Origin of the sequence: Rhodovulum visakhapatnamense, assembly GCF_004365965.1 — a bacterium.
In the GTDB taxonomy this organism is placed as follows: Bacteria; Pseudomonadota; Alphaproteobacteria; order Rhodobacterales; family Rhodobacteraceae; genus Rhodovulum; species Rhodovulum visakhapatnamense.
In genome coordinates, this window is the sequence record NZ_SOEB01000017.1 from 72,752 (window position 1) to 88,138 (window position 15,387).

Sequence of the window (15,387 nt, forward strand, 5' to 3'; positions counted from 1 at the left end):
CCCTTCGTTGACGATCCGGGCTCGGCGGCCGAATGATGCAAGCGTTCAGCGCGTGGAGATGGCGCGGCGGGCCTCTCGCTGCCGCGGCGCGGGCAGGTATTCCACGCCACCGGCCTGGCGCCGAACCGGCTGCGGATAGAGCGTCATCAGCTCCAGTATTTCCTTGGGCATGTCCGGTCCGACGGGCAGGCCCATGTCGCGGGCCTCTTCGGCAAAGATGGGATAATCGTGGGTCCAGGTGCCCGTCGCCAGCTTCGCCGCCAGCGCCGCCGCGCGGTTCTCGTCCATCTTGTCGGACAAAAGACGCTTCGCGAATGCCTCGATCTGCGCAATGGCCTTGCGACCGACATCCGCCATGATCAGGGTCTGGTCGTCGATCTCGGCGATGGGTTTCTCCTCGACGACTTTGAGGAGCGAGGCGGCCGGCAACTGGCCAAGTTGCGGATCGACGGGTCCCAGCAAGGAATGCTGGCACATCACGATCTCGTCGGCGGCAAGCGTGATCAACGTGCCGCCCGACATCGCGTAATGCGGCACGAACACGGTGACCTTGCCCTTGTGGCCCTGAATGGCCCGAGCGATCTGGGTTGCTGCCAGCACAAGGCCGCCCGGTGTGTGCAGCACGATGTCGAGCGGCACTTCGTCGTCGGTCATCTGGATCGCGCGCAGGACTTCCTCCGAGTCATTGACATCGATGTAGCGCATCAGGGGGAAACCCAGCAGGTTCATGGTCTCCTGCCGATGAATCAGCAGAATGACGCGACTGCCGCGCTTCTTCTCGATGTTGGCGATCTTGCGTGTGCGCATCGCCTCAAGATATCTGCGCTGCAGAACCGGCTGCAGCGCCGAAATGATGAAGAACAGCCAGAACAGCTGCATTATATGTCCATGGACCTTGTCCTCCTTCCCGTCGGCCATCCGGCAGAAAGCCATAGATGCCCTCGTCGCGATAATGGTGGCGATAGGCGTCGGCGCGCCTTCGCAGGAGTGGCGTTACGAGCCAACCGGCGACAAACCCGCCGATATGCGCCCACCAGGCGATCCCGCCCGTGGCCTGATCGCTGCCGAGCGACAGAAAGCCGGGAATGACCTGCATGAAGAACCAGATCATCGCGAAAATGACCGCGCGCACTTCGAAGAAGAGGGGAATGAACAGAATCGGCACGATCACCACCAGCCGAGCCGCCGGAAACATGCGTGCGTAGCAACCGATCACGCCCGCGCTCGCCCCCGATGCGCCAAGCGCGGGAACGACTGAGTCGGGGTTCGCCAGCGCGTGAGCCAGTCCGGCCGCCACACCACAGAACAGATAGAACAGTGTGAATCTACCCGGTCCGAGCCGATCTTCGACGGCGCGGCCGAAGATCCAGAGCGTCCACATGTTCAAGATGAGGTGCAGCCAGCCCCCGTGCAGGAAGATATTGGTCAGGAACGGGGTCCAGTCGGACGGGGCGACGAGGCGGAGCTGACCGAAGACTCGCGACGGCACCAGCGCGAAGTCGAACAGGAACCGGTTGAGCGCACGCGGCGGCAGGCCGCTCTGGTAAAGGAAAGCGAGAAGGCTGATCCCGACGACTGACCAGACGGCCACGGGGGGTATCTGCGAGCAACGGTATCGGCCCATGGAAACATCTCATTTCCCCGAGCGCTTGCAGCTGGCCGTCATCACGTCGTCTTTCTTGCAATTGTCACACCCGTCCACGCCGGAGGATCAGAGGCGGGGAAGGATTCGAGCGAGGCTTCGAGGACCGGATCGAAACTCTCCCTGTCGCTGGTAGACGGGTCGGCCGTGCTCTCATGCTGAACGGCTCTTGAGAGGCGGCGATCGGGGCGGAACGCGACCCGGAAGGCTCCCGGGGCATCGACGCCCCTGTGCAGCCGGTGGCGCGTCTCACCCGCCCAAGGGTTCGCCATCCGGGCTCCCCCAGCGTCCTCGCGCACGACATAATGCCAGTCCTGCCGCTCTGCGAAGTCCACGGCGCTGTCGCGATCCGGAAACTTCAGCCGAATCGGACGATAGGGATCGCCGGTGGACGTGTATCCCATCAGCGGCTCGATCTGCGGCGGCCGGGACAGCTCGAACTCGAGGACCCAGTAGTTGGGCCGAGGCGCCGATGTCATCGCGGAACGGGCAGGACGGTAGATGATTGCCGTCGGCACGTCCCAGGATGGCAGATCGGTTCCGGGAATTTTCGGCGGGAATGGTGGGCGATTATGGCCGCGCATATCAGTTCTCCCGGGTGTCGGTGGATACGACAAGGTGACGTTCGAGATCGTCGAGTTTTTCCATTCGCCTCGAATTCAGGCGAACGGCGCGTTCGGTGTTCTGCGAAGGAAAGGCAGCAGCGTGCAGGACGTCCGACCGCATCGCTATCGTGAGATCGGCGACGGCATTCATCACGCCCTCTCCGTCCCCGTCCGAGAGCGTGCCGTCAGCAAAACCGGACTGCAAGCTCTCCAGTACCTGCTCGAAGCTGGACACGACCCCTGCACTTGCGACCACAGCCAGCTTGTGGCTGAGAACACGCAGTTCATCGATCAGCTTCGCATCGTGCCTTGCGGTTTCCACGATCTCTGCGACCTTCTCGATACAGGCCATGTAAATGTCGCATTGCTGCTGGAGGATGATGACCCTTCCTTCCTTGCGAAGCTCGAGATCGGTCTGGCGATTGAGAAGCGCCGCGGTCAGAATGATCGTCACGACAGCGCCGAGGAAGATGAGCGTCATCTCCTGCGCGAAAGGCAGTATGTCTTCGGCAAGATACATCGAACGAAAAACGAAAACGATGCCGATGCCCAAGGCAGCGGCCGCAGCAGCAAATGCCAAGTCGGGCAGGCGGTTCGACATCAGCACCTCGCATTTTCGGTGTCAGGTGGCATGCACGGCTTTGCATCGGCGTCCGGCGCCTCTGCGTCCCGGTGCCGCAGGAAGATTGGCGTCGGACCGCTGCCGAACGGATTGAAGCCGGTGCTCAGGCAACGGTCGAAGATCGTTTCGTCCCATCTGGTGAAATCGTGCTCCTCGCCGGCAAGTCGCCCGTCATCCACCACAGGGCACCTCACGCCTTTGCCGATGGGGGAGCGTTATCGAAGGCCGCACCGTTCGAACGATCCGCATTGCGAAGCCGTAGCCCGAGGAGGATCATCATCACCCCGAAGACCGCGGCGTAGAAGCCGATCAGCCAGCCGAGCGCGAGGAAGCTTTCGACCGGGCGCGTCAGCAGCATCCAGGTCACGACGACACCGAGAACGACCGAGAGAAGGCCGCTCAGGATCAGCCAGATTTCGCCGTTGATTTCCTTTCGCAGGCGGATCGCTGCCGCGATCTCGAGGGCACCCGAGAACACGGACCAGAATGCGATGCTGGCCCAGAGGAATGTCGCAAGCACAAGCGTCGCGACAAAAGGCGAGACAACCACGACGACGCCCGTGGCGATGCCCAGAATGCCGCTGAACATCAGCCAGCCCCAGCGTTCGCCCTTGCGGATGTTACGTATCGCGGCGACGAGGCCGAACACGCCGTCGGCAAAGGCGAACGCGCCGAAGACCAGCGTGAGCGCCAGAAGCGATTCCGCAGGCATGACGAAGGCTAGCACTGCGATGATCAATGCGAGCACGCCGCGTAACACGAATGCCCACCAATTCCGGGACAGGCTGCACAGCATGTCCTGCATCTTGTCGGTCGGGTTTTCAGAGGTTGTCGTCATTGGTCCATCTCCTGTTCAGGTTTCAACTCAGTAGTGCCGATTGTCTCCGCGCCGGCCAGGGCGGCCGCCACGCGGCGGCGGTCCTCGACCGGTTGAGGCAGACACTGCGTCCGGGCAATTTCCCTTTCCACGGGCGCGCGCCCCGATGCCTCGCCGATCAACCCGGCTTCGACCAGCGTGCCGCGCAGTGTCTCCGCCGCGTTCTCTGCAATCTTCAACACTTCCGCCTCAGTGAGACCCAGGAGGTGCGCCGTCTCCGCGATCGTGGCGTCTTCCAGGTACATCCGATACAGGACGCGGCGCTCGACCGGAGCAAGATCTGCGATAGCCCGGTGCAGTGCCATGGCGATATCATGACGATCCACTTCGGTCTCGGGGTCTGTGCCGCCGTCGTCGGCGATGAGGTCCTCCAGCATCAGCACTTCGTCGGGCTGGTAGAACTCGAACATCGCCTGATCCGCCTCGGTCGGATCCTCCGCCGGGGCCTCGGGTTCCGCCTCGATGGAGGCGGCATCCTCGGGCACGGCGCGGCGGGCGGCGCGGGATTCTTCCTCGATGGTCTCAAAAGCCAGCCGTTTCAGCCAGTCGCCGACGGAAAACTCCGAAGGCCGATCCTCGAAGCGGGCCAGCCCCTTGAGGATCGTCGCATCGAAGAGACCGCGAACGCTCAGATATCCCTCCGGCACAGACCCGCTACACTCGAGATAGGTCAACTCGCGCCTGACTGTATCGTAGACCGTATCGAGATGATCCTCGATCAGGTCGAAGAAGAGTTGGCGCCGGTCCGCTTCCGCCGCATCCCGCGCGGACGGCAGCGGGGCACCGATTCGGCGCCGGCGGGCGGGACGCTTGTATTCAGACTCGTGCTTGAGGCGCGCCACATGCCGGTCAACCCGCTGGCGCAGGTCGGCAAAGGCCTTGCGCAGGACAGGCTCGATCTCAAACCCCTCTTCCTGTGCCGCGATCACGCCCGAGGGCAGTTGCAGGCGCAGGCTGACTTTGATGCGCGTCTTGCCCCTCGTCTGGGAGGCGACGACTTCGAGCCGGACCAGATCCTCGCGAAATCGCGCAAGGTGCGGTTCAAGTTGCCGCACCTCTTCCTCGATGACCTCAGGCGCGCGCTGTTGGCCGTGCCGGTCGAGATTGCGGAATGATCTGATGACGTTCATGCCGTGGACCTTCCTATAACTCTCCGAAGAGATGGTCCGGCGCGACCGATATCGCGCCGGGCCAGTCTTTTGCGCTGTCACTCGGCGGACTTGTCGTCCTTGGACTGCACCTCATCCCCAACGCTGGGCTTCGGAACGTCCGTCTTGTCTTCGGCAACTTCGCTGGGCTCCTCGATCCCGGCCTTGGCCTGATCGTCCGGGCTGTCGTCACCGGTGTCCCTTGCGATCTTTTCGAACACGACCTTCTGTTCGTCCGCTGACCAGGCGACGCGGACCCTGTCGCCATCCTCGATCCGCCCCGAGAGCAGTTCGCGAGCCAACTCGGTCTCCAGCTCCGACCGGATCAGCCGGCGTAGCTCGCGGGCACCGAATTCGGGACGGAAGCCGACCGCGCCGAAGTGATCCACGACGCTCACATCGAGTTCGAGTTCGACGCCCTGGGTAAGGGCGGTCCGCTTCACCCGGTTGAGCTGCAACTCGACGATCTGGCGGATCTCCGACTGATTCAGCGAATGGAAGACGATGATCTCGTCGATCCGGTTGATGAACTCTGGCCGGAAATGACCGCGCAACACCTCCATCAGTTCGGATTTCTGCTTGGCCTCGTCGAACTCCCTGCTGCCGCGTTTCGTGAGGTTGCGCTGGATGATGTCCGAACCGAGGTTCGAGGTGGCGATGATGATGGTGTTAGTGAAGTCCACCACGCGGCCCTTGCCATCTGTCAGGCGGCCATCGTCGAACACCTGAAGCAGGATGTTGTAGACATCGGGATGCGCCTTTTCGATCTCGTCGAGGAGCACGACCGAGTAGGGCCGACGGCGCACCTTCTCGGTGAGCTGGCCGCCTTCGTCGTATCCGACGTAGCCCGGAGGTGCGCCCACCAGCCGGGCGACCGAGTGGCGCTCGCCATACTCGGACATGTCGATGCGGATGATTGCGTCCTGATCGCCAAAGATTACTTCGGCGAGCGTCTTGGCCAGTTCCGTCTTGCCAACCCCGGTCGGCCCGAGGAAGAGGAATGTCGCGGTCGGGCCGCGTCCCTCGCGCAGTCCTGCGCGCGCCAGGCGCACCGCATCCGCCACGGCGCGGATGGCCTCTTCCTGGCCGATGACGCGCTCGTGCAGCTTCTCCTCGAGCTTCAGGAGCTTGTCTTTCTCCTCGGTGGTCAGCTCCGTGACCGGAACGCCGGTGATCTTCGAGACGATCTGCGCGACGTGATCGGCGCGCACCTCGGCGGTGGCGGAGGCCTGGTCGCGCTTCCAAATCTCCAGAAGCTCGTCCAGTTCCTTCTGCTTCTGTTCGAGTTCCTTCTTCAATTCCGCTGCCCGGTCGAATTGCTTGCGGGCTGCGGCATAGTCCTGTTCGCGCTTGATCTGCGCGACCTCGGCCTCCAGCTCCTGGACGTCCACAGGGCGCGCTGTGGCGCTGATCTTCACCCGTGCGGCGGCCTGGTCGATCAGGTCGATCGCCTTGTCGGGCATGAATCGGCCAGTGATGTAGCGATCAGAAAGCTCGGCTGCCGCGACGATGGCCTCGTCGGTGATCGTCACCTTGTGGTGCGCCTCCAGCGTGTCGCGCAGGCCGCGCAGGATCATGATGACCTGAGCTACCGTGGGTTCCTCGACATAAACCGGCTGGAACCGTCGCTCGAGCGCCGCGTCCTTCTCGATGTATTTCTGGTACTCGTTGAGCGTCGTCGCGCCGATCAGGTTCAGCTCGCCCCGCGCCAGCGCCGGCTTGAAGGTGTTGGCGATGTCGAGACCACCTTCGCCACCGCCCTGGCCGGCGCCGACGATGGTGTGCATCTCGTCGATGAACAGGATCAGGCTGTCCTTCTCCTCGGTGATCTCCTTGAGGATCTTCTGGACTCGCTCCTCGAACTCGCCGCGATACTTCGACCCGGCCACCATCGAGTTGATGTTGAGCTCGACCAGCCGCTTGTCGCGCAGCGCCTCGGGCACTTCGCCCGCGACGATCCGTTGTGCAAGTCCCTCGACGATGGCGGTCTTGCCCACGCCGGGCTCGCCGATCAGCACCGGGTTGTTCTTTTTCCGGCGGGCCAGCACTTCGATCGTCGTCTCGATCTCGCGGGCGCGGCCGATGACGGGATCGAGCTTGCCCTCGCGGGCGAGCTTCGTCAGGTCACGGCTGAACTGGTCGAGATCGGGGGTGTTCGACGGAGTCTCGACGCGGCCTTCCTCGGCTCCCTTGCCCACGACCTTCGTCACCTGCTGACGCAGCGCCTGCGGCGTCAACCCCAGCTTGCGCAGCATCGCCGCCGCGAGGCCTTCGCCCTCTTCGGCGAGCCCGATCAGCAGATGTTCCGGCCCGACATAGGAATGGCCAAGCTCGTTCGAGGCGATGAAGGCCCGGTTCAGCGCGTCCTTGAGACGCGGGCTGACACCGATTTCGCCTTCCGTCTTGGCGTCTCCACGCTTCGCTTCCTTCTCGATCTGGCGCCGCAGATCGTCCACATCGACCTTGAACTGTTCCAGGATCGTCTTGACGACGTCAGACGAGGTCAATGCCAGAAGCAGATGTTCGGTATCGACCTCGCTGCGCCCGAATTCCCCGGCCTTCTGTGCTGCATCCTGCAGCAGCTTGTTGCCCTGTTCGCTCAGCCGGTCGGCGATGGTGCGTCCGCCGCCGCGCCGCGATCCACGCCGCGGCGCGCCCTCGCCGACAGTGGCGTCGACGACAGCGTCATCGCCATCACCCACAGAGCCGAGCGTGCCGCCTCGCAGCGGACTGTCACCAAAGAGGCTGCCGAAACCGCTCTCGCCGAAGAATTCGTCAAGAAGGGAACGCCGCCCGAACAGGGACTCCAGCGGCGAGGCGCTGCGACCCGACCGGCGCGCTATTTCGCTGTAGTGCTGATCGCACAGCTCCATGTTCTGAACCCTGCCGTTCACCGAGGCGCGCACGCGCGCCGTCGCCGGGCGACCGCAAATATCGCAAGCTCCGTTTGCCATTCGTCTTCTCCGTTTTCATTATCCAGTCAGGGTTGTTCGCCGATCATCTGCGCCAGTGACAGTGTTACGCAGCGACCGCTTCCGTTCTTCTCACCTTGGACCCAATTGCCACCAGATCGGGCTCGTCCAGTGTCTCTCGTTGCAGGAGATCCTGCGCCGATTGCTCGAGAAGATCCAGATTGGTTTCAAGAAGGGTGAGAGTGCGCTTGAACACGCCATCCACGATGTCGCGCACCTTTAGGTCCATTCGCTCGGCCGTGGCCTCGCTGTAGCGGCGGTTGAGCCAGGACGCCTGATCGCCGGTGCCGAGAAAGCCGGGCCGATCGGTGTCGTAGCTGACATGCCCGAGGTCTTCGTCCATCCCGTACCGCGCGACCATGGCGCGGGCGATGTCGGTCGCCTTGACCAGATCGTCCGCCGCCCCGGTCGAGACATGATCGTAGATGATCTTCTCTGCCGCGCGCCCGCCAAGCAGGACTGCGATCTTGTTCTCGAGTTCCTCCCGCGTCATCAGGAAGCGGTCCTCGGTCGGGCGCTGGATGGTGTAGCCGAGCGCGCCAATTCCGCGCGGGATGATCGAGACCTTGTGCACCGGATCCGTGCCGGGCAGAGCCATCGCCACCAGCGCGTGCCCCATCTCGTGATGCGCCACGATCTCGCGTTCGCGCGGGTTCAGAACGCGGTTCTTCTTTTCCAGCCCCGCGATGATACGCTCCACCGCATTGTTGAAGTCGTCCATCGTCACCGCATCAGCCTTGCGGCGCGTGGCCAGGAGCGCGGCCTCATTGACGAGGTTGGCGAGGTCAGCGCCCGAGAACCCGGGGGTCAGGGCCGCGACCTTCTCGGCGTCCACGTCCGGTGCGAGCGTCACCTTCTTCATGTGCACGTTCAAGATCTGCACACGCCCCGTCTTGTCGGGCTTGTCCACTAGCACCTGCCGGTCGAAGCGGCCCGCGCGCAGCAGCGCGGGATCGAGGATCTCGGGCCGGTTGGTGGCGGCCAGGAGCACGATGCCCACAGAAGGGTCGAAGCCGTCGAGCTCGGTCAGAAGTTGGTTCAGCGTCTGCTCACGCTCATCATGGCCACCGGCGATCTGGCCGGAGGAGCGCGCCCTCCCAAGAGCGTCGAGTTCGTCGATGAAGATGATCGCCGGCGCGGATTTCCGGGCCTGCTCGAACAGGTCGCGCACCCGTGCGGCGCCGACGCCCACGAACATCTCGACGAACTCGGAGCCCGAGATCGAAAAGAAGGTCACGCCCGCCTCACCCGCCACCGCGCGCGCCAGCAGCGTCTTGCCTGTGCCGGGCGGCCCAACGAGCAATATGCCTTTGGGAATATGTGCGCCCAGCTTTCCGTATTCGGCGGGATTCCTGAGGAACTCCACGACCTCCTCCAGCTCGGCCTTGGCCTCGTCCACGCCGGCCACGTCGGCAAAGCTGACGCCGGTTTCCTTCTCCATGTAGACCTTGGCCTTGCTGCGGCCGACCTGCATGAATCCGCCGAAACCCTGCTTGTCGGCGAACTTGCGGAACAGCAGCATCCAGATTCCGAAGAAGACAAGCGCTGGCGCCACCCAGGAAATCAGCGTGCCGAGAAAAGTGTTTTGCGGAACGCCCGTGATCTCGACGCCAGAGCGGTCGATCCGCTGCAGGATCGCGGGATCCACGACCGTGGTGACGAACTGGCTCTTGCCGTCGACGGGTTCGGTGAAGGTGCCGGTGATGGTGTCTGACCCGACCGCGACCGACGCGACCCTGCCATCCTCGAGATACTGCTCGAACTGGCTGTAGCTGATCGGCGCGACGGATTGCCAGCCGGCGATCAGGTTCTGGATGAAAATCACGGCTATGAAAGCCACCACCCAGTACCAGATGTTATATTCGGTTTTCCTTTCCATGCCGCTTGTCCCTTTCACTGGCGCCCGAGCCGCGCCCTGATCCGCTCGAGCAGCGCCAGCAGGATGCGCCTTTCGTCTGCCGACAGATCCTGCAGGATTTCATGTTCGAGCGCCGATTGCCGCGGCGCGAGTTCCTCCAGCATCGCCCGGGCCTTCGACGTTGCGGTGACGATCTGCGACCGCCTGTCGTCGAGCGAGGGCGACCGCTCGACCCAGCCGCCCCGGACCATGCGATCGACGAGCTGGCCCGCAGTGGCCGGGCCGACATCAAGTCGGTCGGCCAGATCGCCGATGGTCAGCCCGGGCGCATCCTCGACATGCGCCGCCGCCATCCAGGACAGGCGGGTCAGGCCGCTGTCGCGGATGTCTTGGTCGATCCGCTGCTGGATGAGCTGCGCGACCCGGTGGATCGTCGTCCCGATCAGCGCGATGTCCGAAGAGATCATAGGTATCCTTCCTCCAGTTGCATGAGACACAGGATAGACCGCACTCCATCCAAAGTGCAATGCACGCATCATATATGCTTGCATAATAAATGGAACCGCCTATCTTGATGGGCGGTCTCCGAACCCACATCCGGCCGGCACCGTTGCCCGGTCCCTCCATGCGGACGGTTCGGGGGCATCGATCAGCAACAGGAGGCCAGTAATGCTCTACCCGACATATCTGCGCCGCAGCGATCCCTTTGCGCTGATGCGCTCCATGATGCGCGATCTCGACCGCGGTTTCTGGCCGCCGGCCCGCGCGGCGTTCCCGGCGGTGAATGTCTGGCAAGGCCCTGAGGCCGTTGCCATCGCCGCTGAACTTCCCGGCATCGAACCGGGCGACATTGAGATTTCGGTCAAGGACAACGTCCTGACGCTGTCGGGCGAACGCAAGCTGCCCGAGGTTCCCGAAGGTGCGCGCTGGCACCGCAACGAACGCGGTTATGGCAAGTTTTCCCGCGCTATCCGCCTGCCATTCACGGCTTCGGATGACAAGGTGGAGGCGAAGATGACGAACGGCGTATTGCGGATCGCCATCTCCCGGCCCGAGGCAGAAAAGCCAAAGAAAATCGAGATCAAGGCAGCCTGAGAGGAGCTGGAACGATGAGCACCGACATCACGCAAGCCACCGAAAAGACGCCGACCGACGCGCCCGAGACCGCCGGCGGCGGCCGCATCTACCGCCCGCTGACCGATATTGTCGAGACCGATCAGGGTGTCTCCATGATGCTCGAAATGCCTGGGGTCGCCGCCGATGCGGTCGAAATCACACTCGAAAACCGCGTGCTGACGATCCGCGGCAAGGTTGAGCCGATGCGGCCAGAAAACCTGGAACTTGCCTATGCCGAATATGGCGAGGGTGATTTCGAGAGGGCCTTCACGCTTTCCGAGGATTTCGACCCCGACAGGATCGAAGCCGAGATGCGTGGAGGTGTCCTCACCCTGACGCTCCCCCGAGCCCCTGAAGCGCAGCCGAAAAGGATCGCCGTCAAGGGCGCCTGAAAACCGAAGGAGACCATATCATGCAGATCAAGGACCTCATCCCCTGGGCGCGCAAGGACGGCGCGCCAGACGCCAAGAGCAGCGAAGACAACCCGATCGCGACACTCCAGCGCGAAATGAACCATGTGTTCGAGAACTTCTGGAACCGGGTCGGTCAGTTCGAATGGCCCTTTGGCAGCGGCGAAGCCAAATCCGACATGGTCGAGACCGACAACGCGATCGAAGTGTCGATCGAGCTGCCGGGCATGGAGATGAAGGACATCGAGGTGACGGTCAACGATGACATGTTGACTGTAAAGGGGGAGAAGAAGATCGAGCGCCAGGAGGAGAAGAAGGGATACTATCTCTCCGAGCGCAGCTACGGCGCGATCTACCGGACAATTCCGCTCCCCCCCGGTGTGGATGGCGAAAAGGCGCAGGCATCCTTCAAGAACGGGGTTCTGACGATCAAGCTGCCCCAGACTCCCGAGGCGCAAGCCAAGGTCAGGAAAATCGCGGTCAAGGAGGCCTGATCCGGGCATTGATCGTGCCAACTCTGCGGCGAAACCGCCGTAGAACCAATCACAGCCGAAAGGAACAGACTGATGAAACTCAGGAATCTTTACGCGGGAACAGCTTTGGCCCTGCTGATTGTCAGCGCCGGCCCTTCCTGGTCTCAGGACACTGCTCAGGCGGAAGCTGAAGCGCAGGCGGTCAACCGGGAGCAGGTCCAAGAGAGCGTGACCGCCGAAACCGATTCACAGTTCGCCGCTAAACGCACCGCCCTGATCCAGGAGGCGGTCGACGCGCTCGATGAAACGAACGCTGCGATCGCCGCGATCGAGAAGGGCGATAAAGATGCGGCGATTGCTGCGCTCGCGTTGGCCACGGGGAAGCTCAAGACCGTCGTCGCGCGTGAACCGGATCTCGCTTTGGCGCCCGTATCGGTCAATCATTTCACCTATGACGTTCTGGGCAGCGTCGAAGTCGTCCGAGGTGTCGGCAAACAGATCAAGGACTTGGTCGACGATGGGAAGTTCCAGGAAGCGAGACCGCTGCTGAGCGGGTTCGCGTCCGAGGTTGTCATCCGGACAACCAGCCTTCCGCTTGCGACCTATCCCGACGCGATCCTTGCAGCGACGGCACTGCTTGATGACGGAAAGACCGACGAAGCGATGACGGTACTCAACGCCGCACTGAGCACCCAGGTGGTGACCGACACAGTGGTCGCCCTGCCTCCGCTCAGAGCCGTAGCGATGATCGAGAAGGCCAAAGCTCTGCTCAATGACGACGGTGAGGCGGCAAACGACAAGGCCGCTACTGAAGATAAAGCCGCTACTGAAGATAAAGCCGCTACTGAAGATGCCGATCTGACGGCCGCCGACTATGTTGAGGCGGCACGCCAGGAACTCAAAATCGCCGAAGCGCTCGGCTACGGCCGCGAAAGCGATTTCGAGGATCTGCATGAGGCGCTGGATGAGTTGGACCGTCAGATTGAGGCGCAGGAGGATACCGGAGGGATCTTCGAAACGATTGCGACCCGGTTCGAGGAACTTCGAACGCGCATCTTCAACTAAAAGAGAACCTCTAATGGAGCCCCGCCGCAAACGAGACCAGCGGCGGGGCTCTTTCGCAGGAAGACTGAGGAACGATCGATAGTCTGGGCCCAGAGTCCCGGTTCTCGACACATAACAATTGGTTCCTGGCTCCATCGCAGGTAAAGAATTCCCGAATGATCCCGGTCTGCGGCGAAGCCAGGGAGAGCTTGTCTATTCGGGGGGAACTTCGAGGGGTACTGATGAAAGACCTGAAACCATCCGGGCTGACCCGTGAACAATGGTCGGCGATGACGCTCTACGAGAAGTTCGAACAAGTTGTCATCTTCGTCCTCAGCGTCATCATTGCGGCGATCGTCGTGGCGTCGGTCTGGGCGCTGATGCGCGAAGTCGTGAACCGCTTGCTTCTGGGGGCATTCGACACGCTCGACTACGCCACTTTCCAGGTGGTGTTCGGCATGATCTTCACTGTGGTGATCGCGCTCGAGTTCAAGCGCTCCCTTCTTGTTGCGACCGAACGCAGCTTTGGGATCCTCCAGGTCCGCACGATCGTGCTGATCGCGCTCCTCGCCATCGCGCGCAAATTCATCATCCTGGACCTCGGCGAGACGGAATCATCCAAGATTGCAGCACTCGCGGGCGCGGCGCTTGCGCTCGGCGCTGTCCACTGGCTGGTGCGCGATCAGGACCGGCGCGAACTCGCAGGCCACGAGACACGATGACCGCGGCTTCCGCCAGCCACCGCCTGATCAATCTCGTGCAATCGACGCTGCTGCTCGGACTCATGGCGGCGCTCGCCTGGGTTTCGGTCACCGTGATCCTGGGGCCCGGAACGGGGCTGCTCGTCGCGCTCGGCATGGTCGCCGGCCTGTTTCTGGCCCCCGACCTGTCCCGACGAATGCTGCTGTCGGCCTATCGCGCCCAGCGTCTGACGGGGCGCGAGGCCCCCGGTCTCATCGCAGCACTTGCCGAGCTCGCGCGCCGCGCCGGCCTGACGCGCACCCCGGCGCTTTATCGCGTCCCGAGCCGGCTGCCGAACGCCTTTGCCATGGGCAGCCCCGAGGACAGCACGATCTGCGTCACCGACGGGCTGCTCGAGATCCTCGACGGCCGCGAACTTGCCAGCGTCCTCGCGCACGAGATCGGCCACATCGCCCATCGCGACCTCTGGATCATGGGGCTCGCAGATGTGATGTCGCGGCTGGTGTCGCTGGCAAGCTGGATGGGACAGTTGCTTGTGCTGGTGAACCTGCCGCTCGTAATGGCGGGCATGGTCCATGTGCCCTGGTCGGTCGTGGTGCTCCTGATCTTCGCGCCCACGCTGATGGCGCTGATCCAGCTCGGGCTGTCGCGCACCCGCGAATACGATGCAGACCGGGTGGCGGCGGACCTGACCGGCGACCCCGAGGGGTTGATCGGCGCGCTCGGCAAGCTCGAGCGCCGCGTCGGCCGGTTCTGGGAGGACATCTTCCTGCCCGGCAGGCGCATCCCCGAACCCTCGCTGCTGCGGACGCATCCGCCGGTAGAAAGCCGGATCGCGAGGCTCCGCGCGCTGGCCCCCAGCCGAACGCTTTCCGTCCCGCCGATGGCCGGGCACGCGATGCCCGCACTGACGTCGCCACAGGCTCAACCGCGGTTCAGGTCCTTCGGATTTTATTGGTAAGGCAGCCGGACGGCTGACGGAAACGCACGTAAGTCATTGCTTTGTAAAGTAAATCAGTGGAGAAGGTTGTCTTTCAGACCCATCCCCTCCGCCACTTGCCCCAGCGAAAGCGTTCTCCCGATCCGGCTGCGGCCGGATTTTTCCGTTGTGTTCGAGGGTTATGCGGGAAGGGCTGAGCACCGGCCTCTGCGCCGGGAGGCCCGGAAGCGGTCTCCCAGGCCCGATATTCTCCGGACCTCTCGACTGCGCGGATTTGGTGTGGAGCCTGTAAGCACTTAAAATTCCAACGGAAAATTCTTTTCCTGCCTGAACACTTCGAAGTCGGTCGCTTCCGCGAGACGGAACAGAAATCGAACCTATCCGCGGACGGTGGTCTGGTGCCCGATCCACGGACTCTATCTTCCGCCTCCGGTCGGCGGCTGACGCGCCTGCAAGTCTCGAGCCTCAGAACTGCTCGTTCGATGACGGGACGCGCTCTTGTGCCTCGGCATTTGTTCGAAATACTATTGCCTAATCATCGGCATACCGGATCGGACAAAGTGGCGAAATCGCAGAAGACACAGGTGATCGAGCACTTGTTCGAAAAGCACTGGGACGCGACGAACGGCGCGCTCGACAAGAGGCTCATGAGCCTCGACGACGTGGCTCAGGCGATACGCGAATGCAACAAGCTGTACGGCTCGACTCTGAGCGACCGGAACCCAGCCAATTTCATGAAGGATCTGCTCCGAGGAGCGAACGCTTCGAAGAACTGGCCTGCCTCGGTTGCAGCACGACGGTTCACCGGCATCCAGCGCACGGGCGACGGGGAGTGCTTCGAGTTCATCCCCTACCGGCCCGGTCAGACGGAGCCCTTTCCTGATGCTCTGTTCCCTGAAAACTGGACCGTTTGAAGCTGGAGTTTTCGGCTAATCTTTCCTGGCTGGGAGAGGAGCGGAAACGCATGAAGGCATCGAA

At 62.8% G+C, this 15,387-nt stretch carries 16 protein-coding genes; 7 read left to right on the forward strand and 9 right to left on the reverse strand.

Translation table 11 applies throughout. The features are described 5' to 3' along the window. Window positions 1–45: 45 nt before the first annotated feature. The 9 genes from EV657_RS14880 to EV657_RS14925 all read right to left on the reverse strand — a co-directional run bounded on the left by EV657_RS14880 (window position 46) and on the right by EV657_RS14925 (window position 10,191). Window positions 46–879, reverse strand: a complete 834-nt coding sequence (locus EV657_RS14880) for an SDH family Clp fold serine proteinase (protein WP_243837647.1) — start codon at window positions 877–879, stop codon at window positions 46–48. Beyond that, a complete protein-coding gene (locus EV657_RS14885; protein ID WP_243837648.1) occupies window positions 812–1,591 on the reverse strand; it encodes a rhomboid family intramembrane serine protease in 780 nt (259 codons plus the stop codon). Before EV657_RS14885 ends, EV657_RS14880 begins: the two co-directional genes overlap by 68 nt. A gap of 74 nt (window positions 1,592–1,665) precedes the next feature. Further along, the gene (locus EV657_RS14890) at window positions 1,666–2,226 is read right to left on the reverse strand and encodes an NADH dehydrogenase ubiquinone Fe-S protein 4 (RefSeq protein WP_134078630.1); all 561 of its coding nucleotides are present in this window, start codon (window positions 2,224–2,226) and stop codon (window positions 1,666–1,668) included. A gap of 1 nt (window position 2,227) precedes the next feature. Beyond that, entirely contained in the window at window positions 2,228–2,848 is a 621-nt protein-coding gene (locus EV657_RS14895; RefSeq protein WP_134078632.1) for a hypothetical protein, read from the reverse strand. A 211-nt stretch (window positions 2,849–3,059) separates the two neighbouring features. Further along, window positions 3,060–3,707 (reverse strand): HdeD family acid-resistance protein, encoded by a 648-nt coding sequence (locus EV657_RS14905; protein WP_134078633.1) that lies wholly within the window; start codon window positions 3,705–3,707, stop codon window positions 3,060–3,062. Beyond that, window positions 3,704–4,876, reverse strand: a complete 1,173-nt coding sequence (locus tag EV657_RS14910) for an RNA polymerase sigma factor (RefSeq protein WP_134078635.1) — start codon at window positions 4,874–4,876, stop codon at window positions 3,704–3,706. The genes EV657_RS14905 and EV657_RS14910 overlap by 4 nt, the downstream gene beginning before the upstream one ends. Before the next feature lie 77 nt (window positions 4,877–4,953). After that, entirely contained in the window at window positions 4,954–7,848 is a 2,895-nt protein-coding gene (locus EV657_RS14915) for an ATP-dependent Clp protease ATP-binding subunit (RefSeq protein WP_134078637.1), read from the reverse strand. A gap of 64 nt (window positions 7,849–7,912) precedes the next feature. After that, window positions 7,913–9,745, reverse strand: coding sequence for an ATP-dependent zinc metalloprotease FtsH (gene ftsH, locus EV657_RS14920; RefSeq protein WP_134078638.1), 1,833 nt, complete (start codon window positions 9,743–9,745; stop codon window positions 7,913–7,915). A 14-nt stretch (window positions 9,746–9,759) separates the two neighbouring features. Then, window positions 9,760–10,191 carry a MarR family winged helix-turn-helix transcriptional regulator gene (locus EV657_RS14925; RefSeq protein WP_134078640.1) on the reverse strand — a complete coding sequence of 144 codons (432 nt, stop codon included), beginning with the start codon at window positions 10,189–10,191 and terminating at the stop codon, window positions 9,760–9,762. Between the two features lie 202 nt (window positions 10,192–10,393). Between EV657_RS14925 and EV657_RS14930 the strand changes: the two genes are divergently transcribed. From EV657_RS14930 to EV657_RS14960, 7 genes are all read left to right on the forward strand, one after another. Continuing rightward, entirely contained in the window at window positions 10,394–10,819 is a 426-nt protein-coding gene (locus EV657_RS14930) for an Hsp20/alpha crystallin family protein (RefSeq protein WP_134078642.1), read from the forward strand. 14 nt (window positions 10,820–10,833) lie between these two features. Further along, on the forward strand, window positions 10,834–11,232 hold the full coding sequence (locus EV657_RS14935; protein WP_024845976.1) for an Hsp20/alpha crystallin family protein: 399 nt from the start codon (window positions 10,834–10,836) through the stop codon (window positions 11,230–11,232). A 20-nt stretch (window positions 11,233–11,252) separates the two neighbouring features. Then, a complete protein-coding gene (locus EV657_RS14940) occupies window positions 11,253–11,744 on the forward strand; it encodes an Hsp20/alpha crystallin family protein (protein WP_134078643.1) in 492 nt (163 codons plus the stop codon). A gap of 72 nt (window positions 11,745–11,816) precedes the next feature. Further along, window positions 11,817–12,788 (forward strand): YfdX family protein, encoded by a 972-nt coding sequence (locus tag EV657_RS14945; protein WP_134078645.1) that lies wholly within the window; start codon window positions 11,817–11,819, stop codon window positions 12,786–12,788. A 221-nt stretch (window positions 12,789–13,009) separates the two neighbouring features. Continuing rightward, complete coding sequence (locus tag EV657_RS14950; RefSeq protein WP_134078647.1) at window positions 13,010–13,489, forward strand: phosphate-starvation-inducible PsiE family protein; 480 nt, start codon at window positions 13,010–13,012, stop codon at window positions 13,487–13,489. Next, window positions 13,486–14,430 carry a zinc metalloprotease HtpX gene (locus EV657_RS14955; RefSeq protein WP_134078648.1) on the forward strand — a complete coding sequence of 315 codons (945 nt, stop codon included), beginning with the start codon at window positions 13,486–13,488 and terminating at the stop codon, window positions 14,428–14,430. The genes EV657_RS14950 and EV657_RS14955 overlap by 4 nt, the downstream gene beginning before the upstream one ends. A 563-nt stretch (window positions 14,431–14,993) precedes the next feature. Next, window positions 14,994–15,323: a hypothetical protein gene (locus EV657_RS14960; RefSeq protein WP_208323282.1), complete on the forward strand. Its 330-nt coding sequence runs from the start codon at window positions 14,994–14,996 to the stop codon at window positions 15,321–15,323. Window positions 15,324–15,387 lie beyond the last annotated feature (64 nt).